Annotated in this window: 15 protein-coding genes and 2 tRNA genes; 11 read left to right on the top strand and 6 right to left on the bottom strand. The window is 71.3% G+C overall.

Annotated elements, in window-relative coordinates; all coding sequences use genetic code 11:
* The first annotated feature begins 27 nt into the window (after positions 1-27).
* Genes JYK02_RS12070 through JYK02_RS12060 form a run of 3 tightly spaced genes read left to right on the top strand, consistent with a single transcriptional unit; the run spans position 28 to position 2,732 of the window.
* Positions 28-1,527 (top strand): ParB/RepB/Spo0J family partition protein, encoded by a 1,500-nt coding sequence (locus JYK02_RS12070; protein WP_242588664.1) that lies wholly within the window; start codon positions 28-30, stop codon positions 1,525-1,527.
* A 3-nt stretch (positions 1,528-1,530) separates the two neighbouring features.
* Positions 1,531-2,106 carry an orotate phosphoribosyltransferase gene (gene pyrE / locus JYK02_RS12065; protein ID WP_120525531.1) on the top strand — a complete coding sequence of 192 codons (576 nt, stop codon included), beginning with the start codon at positions 1,531-1,533 and terminating at the stop codon, positions 2,104-2,106.
* A complete protein-coding gene (locus JYK02_RS12060) occupies positions 2,103-2,732 on the top strand; it encodes a hypothetical protein (RefSeq protein WP_207051068.1) in 630 nt (209 codons plus the stop codon). The genes pyrE and JYK02_RS12060 overlap by 4 nt, the downstream gene beginning before the upstream one ends.
* A gap of 27 nt (positions 2,733-2,759) precedes the next feature.
* Here JYK02_RS12060 and JYK02_RS12055 read toward each other — a convergent pair whose 3' ends face one another.
* From JYK02_RS12055 to nadB, 3 genes are read right to left on the bottom strand one after another with little or no spacing between them, the layout of a single operon-like run.
* Positions 2,760-3,362 (bottom strand): TIGR00730 family Rossman fold protein, encoded by a 603-nt coding sequence (locus tag JYK02_RS12055; protein WP_207051067.1) that lies wholly within the window; start codon positions 3,360-3,362, stop codon positions 2,760-2,762.
* A 2-nt stretch (positions 3,363-3,364) separates the two neighbouring features.
* Positions 3,365-4,132 carry a rhomboid family intramembrane serine protease gene (locus JYK02_RS12050; protein ID WP_207051066.1) on the bottom strand — a complete coding sequence of 256 codons (768 nt, stop codon included), beginning with the start codon at positions 4,130-4,132 and terminating at the stop codon, positions 3,365-3,367.
* Between the two features lie 6 nt (positions 4,133-4,138).
* Positions 4,139-5,722 carry an L-aspartate oxidase gene (gene nadB, locus JYK02_RS12045; RefSeq protein WP_207051065.1) on the bottom strand — a complete coding sequence of 528 codons (1,584 nt, stop codon included), beginning with the start codon at positions 5,720-5,722 and terminating at the stop codon, positions 4,139-4,141.
* An 88-nt stretch (positions 5,723-5,810) separates the two neighbouring features.
* Here nadB and JYK02_RS12040 point away from each other — a divergent pair, with 88 nt between their 5' ends.
* The 8 genes from JYK02_RS12040 to JYK02_RS12005 all read left to right on the top strand — a co-directional run bounded on the left by JYK02_RS12040 (position 5,811) and on the right by JYK02_RS12005 (position 14,375).
* Positions 5,811-6,500, top strand: coding sequence for a lytic transglycosylase domain-containing protein (locus JYK02_RS12040; protein ID WP_207051064.1), 690 nt, complete (start codon positions 5,811-5,813; stop codon positions 6,498-6,500).
* On the top strand, positions 6,457-8,145 hold the full coding sequence (locus JYK02_RS12035; protein ID WP_207051063.1) for a tetratricopeptide repeat protein: 1,689 nt from the start codon (positions 6,457-6,459) through the stop codon (positions 8,143-8,145). The genes JYK02_RS12040 and JYK02_RS12035 overlap by 44 nt, the downstream gene beginning before the upstream one ends.
* 11 nt (positions 8,146-8,156) lie before the next feature.
* Entirely contained in the window at positions 8,157-8,846 is a 690-nt protein-coding gene (gene pgsA / locus JYK02_RS12030; RefSeq protein ID WP_207051062.1) for a CDP-diacylglycerol--glycerol-3-phosphate 3-phosphatidyltransferase, read from the top strand.
* Between the two features lie 81 nt (positions 8,847-8,927).
* Positions 8,928-9,002: transfer RNA gene (locus JYK02_RS12025), tRNA-Gly, on the top strand.
* 38 nt (positions 9,003-9,040) lie between these two features.
* A tRNA-Gly gene (locus JYK02_RS12020) sits at positions 9,041-9,115 on the top strand.
* A 154-nt stretch (positions 9,116-9,269) separates the two neighbouring features.
* Positions 9,270-10,049 carry an ABC transporter permease gene (locus JYK02_RS12015; RefSeq protein ID WP_207051061.1) on the top strand — a complete coding sequence of 260 codons (780 nt, stop codon included), beginning with the start codon at positions 9,270-9,272 and terminating at the stop codon, positions 10,047-10,049.
* Positions 10,050-11,402 carry an ABC transporter ATP-binding protein gene (locus JYK02_RS12010; RefSeq protein WP_207051060.1) on the top strand — a complete coding sequence of 451 codons (1,353 nt, stop codon included), beginning with the start codon at positions 10,050-10,052 and terminating at the stop codon, positions 11,400-11,402. It begins immediately after the preceding gene.
* A 63-nt stretch (positions 11,403-11,465) separates the two neighbouring features.
* A complete protein-coding gene (locus JYK02_RS12005; RefSeq protein WP_347402470.1) occupies positions 11,466-14,375 on the top strand; it encodes a glycosyltransferase family 2 protein in 2,910 nt (969 codons plus the stop codon).
* 3 nt (positions 14,376-14,378) lie between these two features.
* Here the strand turns inward: JYK02_RS12005 and JYK02_RS12000 are convergent, their stop codons facing one another.
* The 3 genes from JYK02_RS12000 to JYK02_RS11990 are packed head-to-tail and all read right to left on the bottom strand — an operon-like array spanning position 14,379 to position 19,027.
* Positions 14,379-16,703, bottom strand: coding sequence for an HAD family hydrolase (locus JYK02_RS12000; protein WP_207051059.1), 2,325 nt, complete (start codon positions 16,701-16,703; stop codon positions 14,379-14,381).
* 21 nt (positions 16,704-16,724) lie between these two features.
* On the bottom strand, positions 16,725-17,753 hold the full coding sequence (locus JYK02_RS11995) for a glycosyltransferase (RefSeq protein WP_207051058.1): 1,029 nt from the start codon (positions 17,751-17,753) through the stop codon (positions 16,725-16,727).
* Positions 17,750-19,027: a glycosyltransferase family 4 protein gene (locus JYK02_RS11990; RefSeq protein WP_207051057.1), complete on the bottom strand. Its 1,278-nt coding sequence runs from the start codon at positions 19,025-19,027 to the stop codon at positions 17,750-17,752. The genes JYK02_RS11995 and JYK02_RS11990 overlap by 4 nt, the downstream gene beginning before the upstream one ends.
* Between the last annotated feature and the right edge of the window lie 122 nt (positions 19,028-19,149).

The following is a 19,149-nucleotide window of genomic DNA, read 5'->3' as shown; positions in this document are numbered from 1 at the left end:
GGGGGTGGAACAACCGGGGGTGCCACCATGGACGCCGAGCACAGGGCCGAGGGACAGGAAGGGATGCCGGGCACGCCTGGGGAGAACGCGACGCCGGAAGGCTCCGCCCAGACGGACCTGCCCGGCGAGGGTGGGCAGACCATGAGCACCACAGCAAGTGACACGGAGGCCCGCGAGGCCGGCGGCGAAGGCAGCAGCGCGTCGCACGGCGCTGATGCGAGCGCGTCCGGCGGTGAAGGCAGGGACTCCGAGAAGGCGTCCGAGGCCGGCGAGGGCAGCGGCTCCGCGAGCGCGACCAAGGCCGGCCAGGCTGCCGGTGAGGGCAGCGGCTCCGTGAGCGCCTCCGAGGCTGGCGGCGAAGGCAGCGGCTCCGGGCGCAGCCCCGATGCAAGTGCGTCCGGCGGCGAAGGCAGCGGCTCCGAGAGCGCGTCCGAGGCGAGCATGGCCGGCGGCGAAGGTCGCGGCTCCGCGAATGCTTCCGAGGCCAACAAGGCCGAGGGCGAAGGCAGCGGCTCCGCGAACGCTTCCGAGGCCGGCAAGGCCGGCGACGAGGGCCGTGGCGCCTCGGGCGAACCAAGTTCCAGCGAGGCGCGCGACGCAGGCGCCGGGGCGGAAGCCCAGGCCGAGGGCTCCAGCCAGGACGCCTCCACGGGGCCGGGGCGCTACGTGGAGTTGGCCTCGGGCGAGCGCGTGCAGGACGGCTCGGGGATGGGCAGTGACGGCGGCGGCGAGGCGAAGGACGTGCTGGCGGAGCCGCGCTCCGGTCCGGTGTCGGGCGCGGACGACGCGCTCCTGGGCGCCGGCATCTGGGACGTGGCGAGCCGCGCGAGCCAGGAAGACGCGAGTCCGGAAGCAAGCTCCAACGAAGACGCGGCGACCCGGGAAGGGGAGCCCCACGCGGAGGCCATCGAGCCGCGCGTGATGGGACAGGTGACGGCGATGGTGTTGCCGCTGGAGCGACTGGAGGAGGACACCACCTTCCGTCTGCGCGACGAAGGCGACGTGTCCGAGCTGGCCACGGACCTGGCGCGACTGGGCCAGCTGTTCCCGGTGGACGTGCGGCCGCGCGGCGAGGACCGCTACCAGCTCATCTGCGGCTTCCGGCGCGTGGCGGCGCTGCGCTTCCTCAAGCGCGACCAGGTCCAGGTCCGCGTGCACGAGGAGCTGTCCGACGAGGACGCGCTCCTCTTGTCCCTGGCGGAGGCCATCCACGCCTCGCCGGTGGAGCACGACGTGCTGGAGGCCAAGCGCGAGTCGCTGGAGGCCGAAGGCCGGCTGACGGCGCCCGTGCGCGACATGCTGGAGAAGGCGCTCGCCACGGAGGAGACGCTGGCGCCGGAGGGCGTCGAGGAAGAGATCGACGCCGACGAGCTGGCGGTGGACGTCGCGCAGCGCATGGGCGCCCTCAACCAGGACCTCTCGCTGCTCGCGGACGTGTTCGCCGCGCTGGATGAATCGCGCAAGGCGGAGCTGCTGATGCAATTGCGCTACTCGGCGCAGCTGGTCGCGTACCTGGAGGGTCTGTAGGCCATGGCGGACACGCTCGAACGCGACCGCGCCCGGCTCCTGGAGGTGCTCACGCAGCGCTCCTTCGAGCGCCGGCGCGTGGTGCTCTCCTCCGGCAAGGAGTCGGACTTCTACATCGACTGCAAGCGCACGGCGCTGCTCGCCGAGGGGCACTACCTCATCGGCCGGCTGCTCCTGGAGGCCATCCGGCGGGACGCTCCGTCGGCGGTGGCCGCGGGCGGGCTGACGCTGGGCGCGGATCCGCTCGCGTCGGCGGTGAGCCTCACCAGCTTTCTGGAGGGCGGCGGCCAGAAGTCCCTGCACGCGTTCATCGTGCGCAAGGAGCCCAAGGGCCACGGCACCGGCCAGTGGATTGAGGGCCTGTCCGCGCTGGGGCCCGGCGCCCCGGTGGCCATCGTGGAGGACGTCGTCACGACGGGCGCCTCCACGCTCAAGGCGATCGAGCGCGCGAAGCTGGAGGGCCTGACGGTGCTGGGCGCCTTCGCGCTGGTGGACCGGCTGGAGGGCGGACGCGAGGCCGTGGAGGCCGCCGGCCACCGCCTCACCACGCTGTTCACGCGCAAGGACTTCATCCCGTGAGAAGGCTGCTGGTGGCCGCGGTGCTTCTGGGCATGCTGGGGGGCTGCGCCAGCACGCCGCCCAGTGTCGGCGAGCCCGCGCCCACGCTGGATGATCCGAAGCAGGAGTCCGCCTACCTCTCCGTGCTGGACCGGTACTCGGACCGCAAGGAGATCTACGACGGCTTCGACACGCGCGTCTTCGCGGGGGCCACGCTCCAGACGCCCACCTTCCGCGAGGCCCGCATCCACCGCCGCGCCATCTTCCAGACGCTGCCCGCGGCGAAGGTGGAGCAGCTCCTCGCGGAGGAGATGTCCGAGGCGGAGAAGTTCCACGAGTTCTTCCTGGCGGTGCACGTCAACGACTACCGCTACGACGACTTCGCCCACCGCAACAGCATCTGGCGGATCGCGCTGGTGACGTCGGCGGGGGAAATCACCCCCATGGAGATCCGCCGCCTGGGCCGGTCGGACCTCAACGTGCGCGCCTACTACCCGTACGCCAGCCTCTTCTGGGTGACGTACCGCGTGCGCTTCCCCAAGGCGTTCGCCAACGGCCAGCCCGTCATCCCCGAGGGCACCGAGCAGGTGATGCTCCGCGTCGCCTCGTCGCTGGGGAACGCGGAGCTGAAGGTCCACGCGCGCTGACGTGGACGCAGGGGACGGCCGCGGACCTCAGGTCTGCTGGCCGTCCTTCAGCCACTTCGACGTGAGCGGCATCGTGGGCCCCGCGAGCAGCCGGTCCAGCAGCGCGTCCGGCGAGGGGTTCACCGCGAAGGGCATCCCCTGCGACTCCGGGACGAAGCCCGCCTCCACCATCCGGTTCACCAGCGCGAGCAGCGGCTGGAAGAAGCCGTCCACGTCCAGCAGGCCCATGGGCTTGCGGTGCAGGCCCAGTTGCGCCCAGGTGATGATTTCGAAGAGCTCGTCCAGGGTGCCGAAGCCGCCGGGCAGGGCGAGGAAGGCGTCCGCGCGCTCGGCCATCAGCGCCTTGCGCGCGTGCATGGAGTCCACCCGGTGCAGCTCCGTCAGGCGCGGGTGGGCCAGCTCCTTCGCGTCCATGAAGTGGGGCAGCACGCCCACGGCCTTGCCGCCGTTGGCGATGACCGCGTCCGCCACCGCGCCCATCAACCCCACGCTGGCGCCGCCGTACACGAGCGTCAGCCCGCGCTTCGCCAGCGCGGCGCCCAGCTTGGAAGCGGCCTCGCGGTACTCGGCGCGCACGCCGGAGCGCGAGCCACAGAAGACGCAGACACTGCGCACGGTGCTCTCAGCCATGGTCAGAAGTTTCCGTACCGGCTCGGGTGGGCGGCCACCACGGCCAGCGCCGCGGCGATGAACAGCAGGACGGGGATGGCGCGCGAGTAGAACTTCGTGCCCTGGCGCAGCGCCAGGCCGCACGGCAGGCCGAAGACGAAGCCGCCCAGGTGCCCCGCCCAGCTCACGCCGGGCAGCAGGCTGATGACCGCCACCTGCACCAGCCAGAACATGTGCTCGCGGCGGCCCTGCTGGGTGAGGATGGGCAGCATCGCGCCGCCCCAGCCGAGAATCATCCCGGACGCGCCCACCGTCACGGTGTCGAAGTTGAAGAAGAGGGCGAACGCGGAGCCACCCAGCGCCGTGACGAGCGACAGCGCCAGGAACCGCCAGCTGCCGATGCCGCGCTCCAGCGACGCGCCCAGCGAGTACACGGCGGACATGTTGAAGAGCAGGTGCAGCGGGCCGCCGTGCTCGAACACCATGCCCAGCAGGCGCCAGTACTCGCCGTCGCGGATCCACGGGCCGTAGAGCGCCAGCGGCCCCACGACGCCGTAGCGCCCGCCCTCCGGCGTCACCAGCTCCCGGCCCAGGGAGCTGCTGAGGAAGAACATCACCACCGCGCCCGCGATGATGGCGTAGCTGACGTAGGGCGTGGGCAGCGGGGGCCGGGGCTGCCCGGGGCCCGGCGGTGGACCGTCCCCGTCCTGCTCGCGCGGAGGGGTGCCCTGTTCGTCCCCCAGGCCCTGCGGGCCCGGGAGGTCATCCAGCATGCGGCGGGGACGGGACATGGCGGCTCACAGCTCCCGGGACAGGACGGTGTCGCGCGTGCCCTGGTGCTCGTCCGTGTGGGGGTAGTCCAGGGTGTAGTGCAGGCCCCGGCTCTCCTTGCGGCGGCTCGCGCAGTCCACGATGAGGTGGGCCACCTCCGCGATGTTGCGCAGCTCGATGACGTCGCGGGTGACCTTGAAGCGCCAGTAGTAGTCGCGGATCTCCTCGCGCAGCAGCTCCAGCCGCCGCCGCGCGCGCATCAGCCGCTTGTCCGTGCGGACAATGCCCACGTAGTTCCACATCAGCCGGCGGATCTCATCCCAGTTGTGGGTGACGACCACGCTCTCGTCGGAGTCCACCGCGCTGCCGGAGTCCCAGGCCGGCGGGTCCTCCTTGGGCAGCGACAGCGAGGACAGCTCCTCCGCCGCCACCTGCACCGCGCGGTGGCCGAACACCAGGCCCTCCAGCAGTGAGTTGGACGCGAGCCGGTTGGCGCCGTGCAGGCCCGTGCAGGACACCTCGCCGATGGCGTAGAGGCCCGGCACGTTGGTGCGCCCGTGCAGGTCCGTCACCACGCCGCCGCACTGATAGTGGGCCGCGGGCACGACGGGGATGGGCTGCACCGCCATGTCGATGTTGAAGGCCTTGCAGGTGGCGTAGATGTTGGGGAAGCGCTCCGTGAGGTACGCGCGGCCCAGGTGCGTCATGTCCAGGTAGACGCAGTCGTTGCCCGTGCGCTTGAGCTCCGCGTCGATGGCGCGCGCCACCACGTCGCGCGGGGCCAGGTCGCGCATGGGGTGGTAGCGGTCCATGAACGTCTGGCCGCCCTTGAGCTTGAGCTTGCCGCCCTCACCGCGCAGCGCCTCGCTGATGAGGAAGCTCTTGGCCTCCGGGTGGAAGAGGCACGTGGGGTGGAACTGGTAGAACTCCATGTTCGCCACGCGCGCGCCCGCGCGGTACGCCATGGCCACGCCGTCGCCCGTCGCGACGTCCGGGTTGGACGTGTAGAGGTACACCTTGCCCGCGCCGCCCGTGGCCAGCACCGTCACCTTGGACAGGAAGCGCTCGATGGCGCCGTTCTCCAGCAGCGCGTACGCGCCCACGCACCGGCTGGAGGGCGCGTGCGGCCGGCGGTCCATGATGAGGTCGATGGCGGCCGTGTTCTCGAAGAAGGTGATGTTCTGCTCGGCGTCGCACGCGGCCAGCAGCGCGCGCTGCACCTCGCGGCCGGTGATGTCACCCGCGTGGATGACCCGGCGGGCCGAGTGGCCACCCTCGCGGGTGAGGTCGAACTCGCCGCCGTGCCGGTCGAACTCCGCGCCCAGCGCCACCAGCTCCTTGAGGCGCGTGGGCCCTTCGCGCACCGTCACCTCCACCGCGTCCCGGTGGCACAGGCCCGCACCCGCGACGAGCGTGTCCTCGATGTGCGCATCGAAGCTGTCCGTGGGGGCGAGCACGCTGGCGATGCCCCCCTGGGCGTAGGCCGTGTTGCCTTCGCCGCGCTCGCGCTTGGTGAGCACGGCGACCGTGCCGTGCCGGGCCGCCTGCAGGGCGAACGACAGCCCGGCCACGCCGCCGCCCATGACCAGGAAATCAAACCGATGGGGCATGGCCAACAGCCTTAATGGCGGTAAGTGCTGGAAACAAGGCGTTTTCTTGAGGACTTTCCGGGCGTTGTCTAAGGTTTCGCCCGCCGCCATGCGTGTCCTGACCGCCCTCGTTGTCCTGCTGACCGCCGCCCTCCCGGCGTACGCCTCCGACGGCATCTACAGCTACGTCGAGAAGGACGGCACCATCGTCTACACGAACGTGCCGCCCGGAGGCGCCCGCAAGGCGCGCAAGCTGTCCGGGACCTTCACGCCCGCGCCGGCCAAGTCCGCGCCCGTGCGGGGCCGCTCGCGCACGCCCGCGGAGCTGGATCCGCACATCACCACCGCGGCGCTGCGCTACCGCATCCCGCCGGCGCTGGTGCGCGCCATCATGCACACGGAGAGCAACTTCAACCCCAACGCGCTCAGCCACAAGGGCGCCAGCGGGCTGATGCAGCTCATGCCGGGCACCGCGTCGGACATGTACGTGAAGGACATCTTCGACTCGAAGGACAACATCGAGGGCGGCGTGCGCTACCTGCGCGTGCTGGCGAACATGTTCGACGGCGACATGGTGAAGATGGTCGCCGCGTACAACGCCGGGCCGGACGCGGTGAAGAAGTACGGAGGCCAGGTGCCGCCGTACGCCGAGACGCAGGAGTACGTGCGCAAGGTCCTCCAGCTCTACTACCACTACAAGGAGCGCGAGCGGCTCGCCCAGGCCGAGGCCAGCAGCCGTGAGCCCACACCCGAGAATGACGACGCGCACGAAGGGGACGAAGGAGCCGGGCCCCGCTGAAGAGGAGTTCCAGCAACAGCTCCACCGTGGAGCGGAGCTGCTGGGCGCCGGCAAGGTCACCGAGGCGAAGGACTTCCTGGAGCGTGCGCACCAGCTCCAGCCGCGCCACGAGAAGGCCCAGAACCTCCTGGGCCTGTCGTATTTCAAGCTGGGCCTCTTCGACCGCGCCGCGGACCTGTACGAGATGCTCGTGCGGGACAACCCCGTGGACCCCACGCTGCGCGTGAACCTGGGGCTCGTCTACCTGAAGACGAACGCGCTCCAGCGCGCGGCGCGCGAGTTCGAGACGGCCACCGACCTGGCCCCGGACCACAAGAAGGCGCACAACTACCTGGGCCTGACCTTCGCCCAGATGGGTGAGTACGGCCGCGCGCGCGAGCACTTCCTGCTGTCCGGCAGCGACGCCATGGCGGAGAAGATGTCGCGCGCCATCGCCGGGGAGGGCTACAGCCGCCCGCCCGCGCCCCCTGCCCCCGCCACGCCGCCCCGTTCGCGCGAGGAGGAGGGGAGCACCGCCGCGCCCCCGTCCGGCTCCGGTGAGAGCGACTGGGGCGCCCAGTTCGGCCTGGATGAAGCGCCCCGGAGCTCCCGCGCCGCAGCGTCGCCCAAGCCCCCGGACGACGACCTGCGCTTCGCCGAGGACGAGGGCCCGCCCGCGCCCACGGACGAGCACGCCTTCACCCTGCGCGGCGCGCCCGCGGTCCGGGAGGACGAGGACCCGAGCCTCGCCGCTGGCGAGAGCACGTACGGGGAAGACGCGGAGCTGGCCGCCACCACGGACGCGGACACCTCCGACGTCGAGGTCGCCGACGAGCTGCCCCCCACGCCGGTGTCGGAGGAGATCGAAGTCTCCGAGGAGCCGCCCGTCCTCGCGTCCGACCTGGAGTCGGAGCCCGGCGCCGCCTTCGCGGAGACCTTCGACGCGCTGGCGAAGAGCGAGCCCGCGTCCATGGCCCGGCCCACCGAGTCGGCCTCCATTCCCGCCGGCGGTCCGGGCGTCAGTCCCCCCGTGCTCACCGAGTGGGTTCCCACGGTGGCGCTGCCGGGCGCGACGCCGGGACAGCCCTTCACCCAGGGCCCGGCGGGCGTGACGCTGGCGGTGAACGGCGAGCTGCTCACCCGGTTGGAGGGGCTGGCCGCCGTGCGCGGCCAGGTCGCCTTCCAGCCGGAGATGAAGCGCTTCCGCGGCCGGGCCACGGACAAGCCCTTTGGCGAGGGCGACCAGGCCATGGTGCGCGCGCGCGGGCAGGGCACGCTGCACCTGGAGCCGCTCACCGGGCGGCAGCTGGTGCCGGTGGTGCTGGACGACGAGTCCGTCTACCTGCGCGACGCGTGCGTCTTCGCCTTCGAGGAGCCCGTCGTCTTCGAGAACGGCCGCGTGCCGTCGGAGCTGGCCCAGGACCTGGACCTGGTGCACCTGCGCGGGCAGGGGCGGGTGCTGCTCAGCCTGACGGGCCCGCTGCGCTCGGTGCCGGTGGCCATGGACCTGCCGGTGACGGTGCCGCTGACGCACCTGGTGGGCTGGGTGGGCAACCTCACCCCCCGCGTGGTGCCCCTGGTGGCGTCCGCTGGCGGGCAGACACTGCGGGGGGCGGTGGAGCTGGGCGGTGAAGGATTTGCCCTCATCGCACTCGGGGTCCGGTAGAACGCGCGCCCATGGCCACCGAGCGAGCCCTCAGGAAGCAGCGCAAGCGCGAGGAGCGCGCCCGCCGCCGCGCCTCCCGTCGTCCCAGCATCCTGGTGCAGGAGTTCTGGAACCTGCCCAACATGCTCACGCTGGGGCGCATCCTCATCATCCCGGTGTTCGTCTGGCTCACCTACGACGCGGACCCGCTGCACTCGCTCTTGGCCGGCCTGGTGTTCGCGGTGGCCGCCATCACGGACGTGGTGGACGGCTACCTGGCCCGGCGCTGGAACCTCATCACCGTGGTAGGCAAGTTCATGGATCCGCTGGCGGACAAGCTCATCGCCATGGCCGCCCTGGTGATGATGGTCCGCCTGGGCCGCATCGCCGCGTGGGTCGTCATCGTGCTGCTGGCCCGCGAGTTCATCGTCAGCGGCCTGCGCACCATCGCCGCCAGCGAGGGCATGGTCATCGCCGCGGGGCAGGAGGGGAAGTGGAAGACGTCCCTCCAGTTGGTGGGCATCATCTCCCTGTGCGTCCACTACGTGCACCCGCTGGACCTGGGCTTCCGCACCGTGCCCGTGGACTACAACCAGGTGGGCAAGGTGCTCGTGTACCTGTCGGGTGCGTTCTCCGTGTGGAGCGCCGTCGTGTACTTCCGTGCGTTCCTCGGGATGCTCGCCCGCCGGGGAGGCCCGGATCCGGACGCGAAAAGTGTTTGACGTGCCCGGGAGGCCTCTGTATATCCGCCCCACTTCCGGGGCGGCACGGACCGGGCGGTAGGCAGCACGCGGCACCGAGATGCGGGAATAGCTCAGCGGTAGAGCATCGCCTTGCCAAGGCGAGGGTCGAGGGTTCAAATCCCTTTTCCCGCTCCAAAAGCAGTTCGCAGCACGGCAGTCCAGCAGCACCTCACGCGGGAATAGCTCAGCGGTAGAGCATCGCCTTGCCAAGGCGAGGGTCGAGGGTTCAAATCCCTTTTCCCGCTCCAATCGAAGGCCCCCTGGGAAACCAGGGGGCCTTTTTCTTTCGCTCCATCGGCGCCGCCACGGCGGGCCGTGGCAGGCGGGCACGCAAGGGGCCGGCGGTCCGCTGTTCCAGGGCGTTCGCCACCGGCGGACCCTTTGCGGTATGGATACCGGCGCATGATTCGCAACTTCCGGGAACTCTACTCGTACCGGGGGCTCCTCCTCAGCCTGGTGCAGCGCGAGCTGAAGGCGCGCTATCGCGGCTCGGTGCTGGGCTTCTTCTGGACGTTCCTGAACCCCACCCTGCACATGCTGGTGTACGCGCTGCTGTTCGGCGTGTTCATGAAGAACCAGATTCCGCACTACGCCTACTTCATGTTCGTGGGCCTGTTGCCGTGGATCTGGTTCTCCACCTCCGTGTCCGCGGGGGCCAGCGCCATCAGCGACCGGCGCGACCTGATGACCAAGGTGCGCTTCCCGGCGCAGGTGCTGCCGGCGACGGTGGTGGCCACCAACTTCTGCAACTTCATCTTCTCCCTGCCGCTGATGGTGGCGCTGGGGCTCATCTTCGGCGTGGTGCCGACCTGGCACGTGCTGCTGTTCCCCGTCGTGGTGCTGATCCAGATGTGCTTCACCTTCGCGGTGGTGTACGCGGTCAGCGCCTTCAACGTGACGTTCCGGGACCTGCAGCACATCGTGATGAACCTGATGACGCTGTGGTTCTTCATGACGCCGGTGCTCTACAAGCTGTCCACCATCCCGGAGGAGTACCGGCGCGTGCTGCAGGTGCTCAATCCGATGTCCATCCTCATCACCTCGTACCAGGCCATCTTCTACGAGCACCGGCTGCCGGACGCGGTGCCGCTCGTGTCGCTCCTGGGCGTCTCCATCGTGCTGCTGTGGGGTGCCACGCAGATCTTCGAGAGCCGCCGCGAGGAGTTCGCGGAGTCCATCTAGATGGTCCAGTCACCGACCGAGGACGCCATCGTCATCCAGGACGTGGTGAAGAACTTCCGGAAGAAGACCATCCGGGGGGAATACACCACGTTCAAGTCGGAGCTCGTGCGCTGGCTGCGCGGGCAACGCAACGCGGCCTCGCAGGGCGGCCGCTTCATCGAGTCCCTGCGCGGCGTCAACCTGCGCATCCCCAAGGGCCAGACGGTGGCCATCCTGGGGCGCAACGGCTCCGGCAAGAGCACGCTGCTGAAGCTCATCACCGGCATCTACGCGCCCACGTCCGGCACCATCCAGGTGAACGGCCGCATCTCCGCGCTGCTGGACCTGGGGGCGGGCTTCCACCCGGACTTCTCCGGCCGGGAGAACATCCTCATCAACGGCATCATCCTCGGCATGTCGCGGGCCGAGGTGCGCGCGAAGATGGACGACATCATCGCGTTCAGCGAGCTGGGGGAGTTCATCGACGAGCCGGTGCGCACGTACTCCAGCGGCATGTACATGCGCTTGGCGTTCTCCGTGGCCACGCACGTGGACCCGGACATCCTCATCATCGATGAGATCCTCGCCGTCGGCGACGAGCACTTCAGCAAGAAGAGCCTCGCGAAGATGACGGAGTTCAAGCGGCTGGGGAAGACCATCGTCCTCGTCACGCACGACATGTCCACCGTGGAGCGCTGGTGTGATCAGGCGGCGTGGCTGGACGGCGGGCGGATCCGCCGCGTGGGCACCCCGGCGGAGATCGCCGCGGAGTACCGGCAGGCCGTGTCGCTCGCGGAGGCGCGCTCCACGGTGTTCACCCCGCCGGCCCTGACCGAAGGGGGCGGGGCGCTGCCGTCGCTGCCGGAGGGCGCCGCGGTGGTGCGGGACGAGCCGCCGGCGTCGCCGCCGATTGCCGTGTCGCGGGTGTGGCTGAGCGGGCCCCGGGGCGAGGAGCTGGGACTGCTCACCACGGAGACGCGCGCGGAGGTCTGCATCGACTACGTGGCGCGCGAGTCGGTGGAGGACGTGGAGTTCGTCCTCACGCTGGCCTCCGCGGACGGGGCGGTGCTGTATGTGACGAGCACCCGGACGGACCGGGTCGCGCTTCCGGTGCCGCTGCCGCCGCAGGGGCGGCTGCGCTTCGTGCTTCCGCGGCTGGGACTGCTGGGGGGCTCCTACGTGCTGAGCGTGGAGCTGAAGACGGGCAACAACGCGAATCCGGAGCCGGGCCGGGAGGCCCGCTGCACCTTCTCCGTGTCCACGGAGCACGACGACCGGGGGGTCTTCCGGCCGGAGCACACCTGGGTGGTGGAGGAGGCTCCGGCCGCTCCCGTCCAGGCGGTCTCCGTGTCCAAGCATGCCGCGGCCTCCTGAGGGGGAGGGAGGCCTCCCGCGCGCCGCGGCCCGGGGCCTTGAAGAAGGGGAGGCGCCTGGGAAGTGAGCACCTTGTTCCACACCGTGCCCGAGGGGGGGCAGGCCGCGACGTCCGCCGGAGAGCTCGCCGAGCGCATCGCCGCCTTGCGCGCGGAGCCCTCCGCGGCCAACGCCCGGGAGCTCGCGGCGCTGACGGAGCGGCTGCGCCGGCTGGTGCCTCCGGCCAACACGCCCCTGTCGCCGTTGCTCGCCGCGGCGAGGCTCGCCGTCCCGTTCGACTTCTCCGTGCCGCCGTCGCACCGGGCGTCGGGAGGGCAGTGGGTGACGGCCGCCAAGCGCGCCTTCGTCCTGGGCCTGCGGCCGCTCCACGTCGAACTGCTCAAGCCCCAGGCCGCCTTCAACCAGCGCGTGCTGCGCGTGCTGGAGCGGCTGGAGGCCCGCCGCGACCAGGGCTCCCGCGAGGACCTGACCGACTGGGTCCGAGAGCAGTTCGACGCCGGAGGGGCCGGGCAGGGCGCTGCGATGGGTGCCCGCCGCGAACCGCATGAGGCGCGAGGCGCCGGCACGAGCGCCGCTGGCGCGTCGCAGGCGGCGGCAGGAGGGGCCAGCACGCTGACGCCGCCGAGCCCCCGTCACGAGCCGCAGGAAGCGCGAGGCTCCAGCACGGGCGCTGCGGGCGCGTTGCAGACGGCAGGAGGGCCCGGCACGCCGCCGCCGCCGGGTGCCTCGGGTGAAAGGCATGATGCTCGTGGCTCTGGCGCGGCCTCGGGAGCCGTCCGCGAGCCGCAGGAAGCGCGAGGCTCTACCGAGGGCGCTTCGTCGGCAGCGGCACCTGTGCCGCACGGCACGCTGAACTTCGTGGACGTTGGGGCCTCGGTTGGACCGCGTGAGCGGCGCAAGCCGCGCGGCTTCGCTCCCGTGGACATGGCGTGGAAGCTGGCGTGGAGCGCGTGGCGCCGGGCGATGCGGCCCGTGCTGGAGCCGCTGCTCGAGCGCCAGGCGGAGTGGAACGCGCAGATGCGCGACACGCTGCTGTCCGTCGCCGCCGCTCCGGGGGCCGGCACCCTGGATCCACTGGACGCCACGCACCGGGTGGCGCGGCTCGTGGCGCTGGCGTCTCCGCTGGCCCGGCCGGGACTGCCCCGGAGCATCCGGGCCTCCGCGCCGCTGTGGCGCGAGGTGCTGCGCCGGCAGTCGCGCTTCAACGGCGAGGCGGTGGTGGCGCTGGCCGCCATCCTCGGCGTGCGCACGCCGCCTCCTCCCGTGCCCGCGCTGGAGGACTTCCACCACTGGTGCACGCTTCGCGAGTCCGGGGACATCCACGCCGCCCGCGAGGCCGTGGCCCTGCTGCCGCGCCGTCCCCGGCTGTCGCTCCTCGTCGCCACCGCCGGGGCCTGTCCCGCGCACCTTCGCGAGTGCCTCGCGTCGGTGGAGGCCCAGGTGTACCCGGAGTGGGAGCTGGTGCTCGTGGGGCCGGAGGACGGGCCCGCGCTGCCGGAGCCCTGGGGCTCCTCGCGCCGCCAGCCGCGCATCCGCCGGGTGACGCTCTCCGGGCCCACCGACTTCGCCCGCGCCCTGCGCGTGGGCCTCCAGGCCGCGAGCGGTGACTTCGTGGGCGTGCTGGGCGCGGAGGACACGCTCGCGCCCCATGCGCTGGCGGAAGTGGCGCGGGCCCTGGGCGCGGACCCGGCCCTGGACGTCGTCTACGGCGACGAGGACCGGCTGGACACGCGCGGCCGCCGCACGGCCCCGTTCTTCAAGCCGGACTGGTCCCCGGACCTGCTGCGCTCGGTGGACTACCTGGGCCGGGGCGTCATGGCGCGCCGCTCGCTGGTGGAGTCCCTGGGCGGCTTCCGCGAGGGCTTCCCGGGCGCCGAGGAGTACGACCTCTTCCTGCGCCTCAGCGAGGCGTCGGAGCGCATCGGCCACGTGCCGCACCTGCTCTACCACCGGCGCCTGGGCGCCGTGGGGCAGGTGTCCCAGGAGGGCCGCCGCGCGCTCGCGGAGCACCTGGCGCGCCGGGGCGAGGACGCCGAGGTGACGGTGCCAGGGCCGGGCCGCTACCGCGTGCGCTACGCCGTCCGGGGCACCCCGAAGGTGTCCATCATCGTCCCGTTCAAGGACCGGCCGGACCTGCTGAAGACGCTCACGGACACGCTGCTGGAGCGCACGACGTACAAGCACTTCGAGCTGGTGCTCGTGTCCAACAACAGCGTCCGCCCGGAGACCTTCGCGCTCCTGGACACGCTCTCTGACGCGCGCGTGGTGAAGCGCACCTGGGACTTCCCCTTCAACTACCCGGCCATCAACAACTGGGCGGCGGGGCAGGCCACGGGCGAGCTGCTGCTGTTCCTCAACAACGACATGGAAGTGGTGGACCCCGGCTGGCTCACGGAGCTGGTGTCCCAGGCGCAGCGCCCGGAGGTGGGCGCGGTGGGCGCGAAGCTCCTGTTCCCCGAAGGCACCGTGCAGCACGCGGGCATCGTCGTGGGGATGACGGGCATGGCGGGCCACCCCTTCTGGCGCCTGCCGGACGGGCCCATCGTCACGCCCTTCGGCCACACGGAGTGGGTGCGCAATTGGCTGTCCGTCACCAGCGCGTGCGTGATGATCCGCCGGCCCCTCTTCGACGCGCTGGGCGGCTTCGACGAGCGCTTCCTCCTGTGCGGCAGCGACGTGGACCTGGGCCTGCGGTTGCACGCCCGGGGCCTGCGCGTGGTGTGCACGCCCTTCGCGCGCGTGGTGCACCACGAGTCCGCCAGCCGCCGCACGGACGCGATTCCGGAGCCGGACTACTGGCGCTCCTTCACGTCGTACCGGCCGTGGCTGCTCAAGGGCGACCCCTACTACAACCCCAACCTCACGCTGCTGTCGGGGGACTGCGACCTGCGCCGCCACCCCGAGGACGGCGAGGCGCTGGCGGTGCGCACGCTGGCCCACGAGGTGCCCAGCGCGCGACGGCCGCCGAAGTGACGGCTAGCGGATGGCCCGCCAGGTGAACCAGGCGTCGTAGGCCAGGTTCGCCAGCGGCACGCCGCTGCGGCGCACCACGGAGTCGCGCCAGGGGTTCGTCTCGAAGGCCTTCCACGCCTCCTTGAGCGCCCCCTTCACCGAGCCCACCTGCGCGAGCTTCTTCAGCTCCAGCTTCAGGCCGAAGGTGGTGATCTCGTGCACGCCGAAGCTCTCCACGTGCGAGTACTTGAGGAACTCGCGCGCCTCCTGCTCCGTGGGGTAGCGCGTGTAGCGCAAGAGTTCCTGGAGCGTGCCGGGCTGCAGCTCGTCCGCGGTGAAGCGCAGCAGGGGAGACAGGCGCGCGTAGTCCCGCGCGTAGTCGTACATGCCCTCCTGCACGCGGCGGAAGAAGCGGGCGCTGTTGTCCTTCTCCTGGTCGTGGTGCAGCAGCTCCGGCATGGGCAGGTGCGGCGCCCACGGGTTCTTCCCATAGCGCACCGTGCTGCCGTGGTTCGCCGTGGTGATCATCTCGAAGATGGCGGTGTTGCGCAGGAAGTCCGCCTCCTCCAGGTCGCGCCGCCGCAGGTCCGACAGGTAGCCGTACTTGAAGGACTTCTTCGCCAGGGGCTGACCGTCCGGCACGTAGGCCAGGTAGAAGCCGTGCAGCTCCGGGAAGCGCGCGTCGTGCTCGAAGGCGCGCATCAGGTTGTCCTGCATGCTGCCCTTCCACCCGATGTCCACGAGCGCCGTGCGCTCCAGGCCCATCATCCCGCGGTACTCCAGGTAGCGGGACAGGTTCGCCTTCGCCTCGTCGCGGCGCTGGTGGAAGGCCACGCGCACGCGGCGCGACGCGAGGAAGCGCTGGAAGGCGGCGTCCTTCGTGGGCTCCACGATGGGCCGGTCCGGGTCGGTGAGGCCGCACTCGGCGGCCAGCCGGATGAACTCGTCCTGGGGCAGCGACAGGTTCTTGAGCAGGCCGCGCAGCGACTGGCGGCTGTACTGGCGCCAGAAGCGGTGCACCTCCTCCCAGCTCAGCTCGCGCATGGACGCGAGGATGGTGGAGGCGCGGCTGACGAACAGGTAGTGCGCCTGGGGCACCCGGCGGAACAGCCCGGAGTCCTTCAGGAGCGCGAACACCTTGAGCAGCGTCAGGCCCTCGCGCGCCAGGAAGTAGACGTGGTCGATGCCCAGCTTCTCCGAGCGCTCGATGACGTCCACCACGAAGGCGACAATGCCCGGCGCCAGCGTGCGGCCCAGTTGGTAGCTGGCGTCGTCATCCGGCGGGCGCACGTGGCGGGCCTCGTTGCCCAGCACGACGTCCACGTAGTGCGCGGCCCAGTACGGGTTCTGCTCCACGGCCTTCTGGGCAATCTCCAGCCGGCGGCGGCGCTGCTTCTCGTCCGGGTCCTCCACGCGCAGGGTGGAGATGCCCAGCCGGCGCGGCTGCACGTTGTCCGCGTTCTCGTCGTCGCCGACGAAGAAGAGCTGCTCGGGCTTGAGCCCCTCGCGCTCCAGCACGCGCGGGAAGAGGCGGCCGGACGCCTTGCGCAGCCCCTCGTCGATGGAGACGTAGCCCGCGTCGAAGTACTGCTCCAGGCCGCAGTGCCGCAGCAGCTCGCGAAGCAGTGGCTGCGACAGGTACATGTCGCTCACGAAGATGAGCCGCTTGCCCTGGGCCTTCAGCGCGGACAGCACCTCCGGGATGCCCGGCGCGGGACGCAGCGCCAGCTTCTCCAGCTCCAGCTCCAGCGCGCGCAGCTCCCCGGCCATGCGCGAGCGCATCGGCTCGCGGGGCACCCAGCTGCCCGCCCAGCGCTGGAGCAGCGCTTCGAAGTCCACCTCGTTGTCGCGGCCCTGGGCCACCTGCTCCCCGGCGATCTCCATCTCCAGGGCGAAGCGGCGCTGACGCACCTGGGCCACCGTGGGCAGGGCCTTGGGGTGCACCAGCTCCTTCAGCCGCGCGTGGAAGCCGCGTGCCACGGCCGTCTTGAGCCACTCGCCCTCCACGCTGCGCACCACCAGCGTGTTGAAGACGTCGAAGCCCACCACGTCGTAGCCCGCCGTCGCGGTGAGCAGCCGCTCGCGCAGCGTGGCGAAGGGGGAGGACTCGATCGGGGGCGCGTCGCCCGCGCGGAACAGGCGCGAGGCCTGGGACAGGCCCTCCACCACGTTGGGCGGCAGGGCCTCCGAGGCGATGACGGACATGCGCTCGCCTGGCGTCGCGCGCGGGTGCTTCGTCGCGGCGGGGGCGCCCTTCTGCGTCAGGTACAGGTCGCGCGCGGTCTCCACCGCCCAGCGCTGCAGGGCGGGAAGCAGCGCGGCCGCTGCGGGTTCACGGCGGGCAGTCATCTGCTTCCGGTGTCCTTGGCTCTAGTTGGGGACGGCCGCGCGGGCGCGGGTGAGACGCGTGACCTTCTCCGCGCCCAGGGCTTCCGGGGCGGGCGTCGCGGCGGACTCCACGGCGACGGGGGCGGCCACCGGGGGGCGCGGGGACACGAGCGACGCCAGGTGCGCCACGGGGTCCGCGAACAGGTGCGCGTCGTGCAGCACGCGCTGGAAGCACGAGGACGCGTCGAAGGCCTCGCGCATCTTCTGCCACGCGCGGATGCGCACCGCGCGGAAGGACACCGGCATGCGGAAGACCTCGTCCAGCGAGCGCGCCCACTGGCCGTCCGGACGGTAGAGGAACTCGTCCTCCGGCTCGATGTTCCACTCGCTGGCGAAGACCGTGTCGGCGATGACGAGCAGCCCGTGCGCCATGGCCAGCAGCGGCAGCGGATCAAAGCGGCCCATCAGGTCGCGCGACGCGTAGACCAGCGTGCCGGCCTTCTCCAGCGCCTGGGACACCTCTTCCGGCGTGGCGTGCGAGGACAGCACGTCCACCGGCCCCAGCTTGCGCAGGTGCTCCAGCGCCTCCTGCGACGGGCTGGCCCAGTCCGCCACCAGCATCCGGCGCACGTCCAGCCGCGGGCCCGTGGGGCAGCGCGCGGTGTCCACCGGCAGGGGCAGCGTCTGCAGCAGCGGCAGCCGCGCCAGCTCCGGCGACGTGGGCGTCTCCAGATACGTGAGCCAGCGGAAGCCCTTCACGTCCGGGCCGCTGATGCGCGCGAGCCGCTCGATCTCCTCTGCGCTGAACAGCGGCGCGGGGATGACGCCGATGCGCATGCTCCCGGGCACCTGTGCCGCCAGCTCCGGCGTGAGGTCCTGCGGACGGAACACGAGCGTCGCGTTCGCATCCCAGGCCCGGGCCGCGTCGAGCGCGGGCTCCCACTGGCCGGCCGTCACCGGGAAGAAGCGGACCTGGGCCCACGCCGCCTGGACGGGCACGTGCGGCTCGAAGGCCGGCTCGCCCACGAAGGCGACGCGCTGGACGGAAGGGGAGGGCGGATGGACTCTCATGACAGGACTCGCGTGAGGCGGGCGCGCAGGGACTTCTTCAGGTCGTCCGACACCAGCTTCTGCAGCGCGCGGACGGGGCGGGACTTCTTGAACTGGCGGTAGCGCTCCAGCAGCACCTGCTCGCCGGGGCCCACGTACGGATGCAGCGGCGAGTGGCCCCCGCGCTCCGCGCGCCAGACGTCGTCCAGCCAGTGGCCGTGCATGGTGGACATCGCGGACAGCGCGGGGCGCAGGTGCGAGTTCGTCCAGCCCTCCGCGTGCAGCGCCTCCAGCCCGGAGGCCACCTGGCGCGTGCTGGACTCCCAGTCCGTGAACGCCTTCGCCGTGGCCAGCGCGTTCGTGCGCAGGTGCGCGAGGTACGCGGGCTGCGTGCTCAACAGGCGCAGGAACTGGACGATCTGCCGGTGGTTGTACGGCTCCACCATCAGCGAGTTCTGCCCGTGCACCATGTACTCGTCGGTGCCGGTGACGGTGTACGTGATGGCGGTGCCGCCCTGGGAGAACATCTCCAGCGGCGGGCCGAACATGCCCTCGACGCGAGAGAGCTTCAGCAGCACGTCGTACTGGCCGTAGACCTGGTGCACCTGGTTGATGGGGATGCGCTCGTGCACCTGCACCGGCTGCCCGCCCACGGTGGGCTTCTGCCCGCCGGACGACGACGCCAGCCACCCCGTCTCGAACTGCACGCCCGCCTGCGCCGCCAGCTCCAGGACCTCGAACGTCTCCGGCACGCCCTTGAAGCCCACGCCCCACGGGCCCTCCACCAGCACGCGCAGCTTGCCGTCGCGCTTCGGCGGGGCCTGCACGCAGGGGAAGTGGTCGCGGGACAGGCCGTTCTGCACGTAGAGCGTGCGCCCCTCGGGCTGCAGCGTCTGGATGAACTCCACCAGCCACTTCGCCTCGGTGACGAACAAGAGCGGCAGCGAGTACGTCTGCCGGTTGAGCAGCTTGTAGTGGCGCTCCGCGTGGAAGCGCGACTCCAGGCTCTGGTTCAGGTAGCCGTACACCCGGGCGTTGACGCGCCACAGGTCGTAGAAGGTGATCCACCACGTGGCCAGCGCGAAGTCGAAGGACTCGCCCTCGGCCTCCGCGAGCGACCGGCGCGGCAGGTCCGCCAGCCGCGGGTGCCACAGGGGATACGTCAGCTTGACGGGGCCCGGGGTGATGAGGACGGCCTCATGGCCGAGGTCCTGGAGCCGCGAGGCGTACTCCAGGATGACGTTGGACCCACCGGAGATATTGGCGATGTCCCCAACGAGGAACCCGATCTTCATGCCTTGGCAACTCGCGTCGTGGGCTGGATGCGGCCCGGAGGAAACGATTCGCCGCCGCCGTTGATTCTCCCCGTGGCATCCCCCTCAGGACGACGAGGCAGGCGAAGCGAGGGGCCGATGTA

The sequence above is a fragment of the Corallococcus macrosporus genome, from assembly GCF_017302985.1.
Lineage (GTDB): Bacteria > Myxococcota > Myxococcia > Myxococcales > Myxococcaceae > Corallococcus > Corallococcus macrosporus_A.
The sequence above is the reverse complement of the archived record's forward strand: the minus strand, read 5'-3'. Positions and strand labels throughout refer to the sequence as shown.

Excerpts from the sequence above, each read along its gene's own strand:
- JYK02_RS12070 (WP_242588664.1), top strand. The coding sequence starts at position 28 with ATGGACGCCGAGCACAGGGCCGAGGGACAGGAAGGGATGCCGGGCACG.
- pyrE (WP_120525531.1), top strand. The coding sequence starts at position 1,531 with ATGGCGGACACGCTCGAACGCGACCGCGCCCGGCTCCTGGAGGTGCTC.
- JYK02_RS12055 (WP_207051067.1), bottom strand. The coding sequence starts at position 3,362 with ATGGCTGAGAGCACCGTGCGCAGTGTCTGCGTCTTCTGTGGCTCGCGC.
- JYK02_RS12050 (WP_207051066.1), bottom strand. The coding sequence starts at position 4,132 with ATGTCCCGTCCCCGCCGCATGCTGGATGACCTCCCGGGCCCGCAGGGC.
- nadB (WP_207051065.1), bottom strand. The coding sequence starts at position 5,722 with ATGCCCCATCGGTTTGATTTCCTGGTCATGGGCGGCGGCGTGGCCGGG.
- JYK02_RS12040 (WP_207051064.1), top strand. The coding sequence starts at position 5,811 with ATGCGTGTCCTGACCGCCCTCGTTGTCCTGCTGACCGCCGCCCTCCCG.
- JYK02_RS12035 (WP_207051063.1), top strand. The coding sequence starts at position 6,457 with ATGACGACGCGCACGAAGGGGACGAAGGAGCCGGGCCCCGCTGAAGAG.
- pgsA (WP_207051062.1), top strand. The coding sequence starts at position 8,157 with ATGGCCACCGAGCGAGCCCTCAGGAAGCAGCGCAAGCGCGAGGAGCGC.
- JYK02_RS12015 (WP_207051061.1), top strand. The coding sequence starts at position 9,270 with ATGATTCGCAACTTCCGGGAACTCTACTCGTACCGGGGGCTCCTCCTC.
- JYK02_RS12010 (WP_207051060.1), top strand. The coding sequence starts at position 10,050 with ATGGTCCAGTCACCGACCGAGGACGCCATCGTCATCCAGGACGTGGTG.
- JYK02_RS12000 (WP_207051059.1), bottom strand. The coding sequence starts at position 16,703 with ATGACTGCCCGCCGTGAACCCGCAGCGGCCGCGCTGCTTCCCGCCCTG.
- JYK02_RS11995 (WP_207051058.1), bottom strand. The coding sequence starts at position 17,753 with ATGAGAGTCCATCCGCCCTCCCCTTCCGTCCAGCGCGTCGCCTTCGTG.
- JYK02_RS11990 (WP_207051057.1), bottom strand. The coding sequence starts at position 19,027 with ATGAAGATCGGGTTCCTCGTTGGGGACATCGCCAATATCTCCGGTGGG.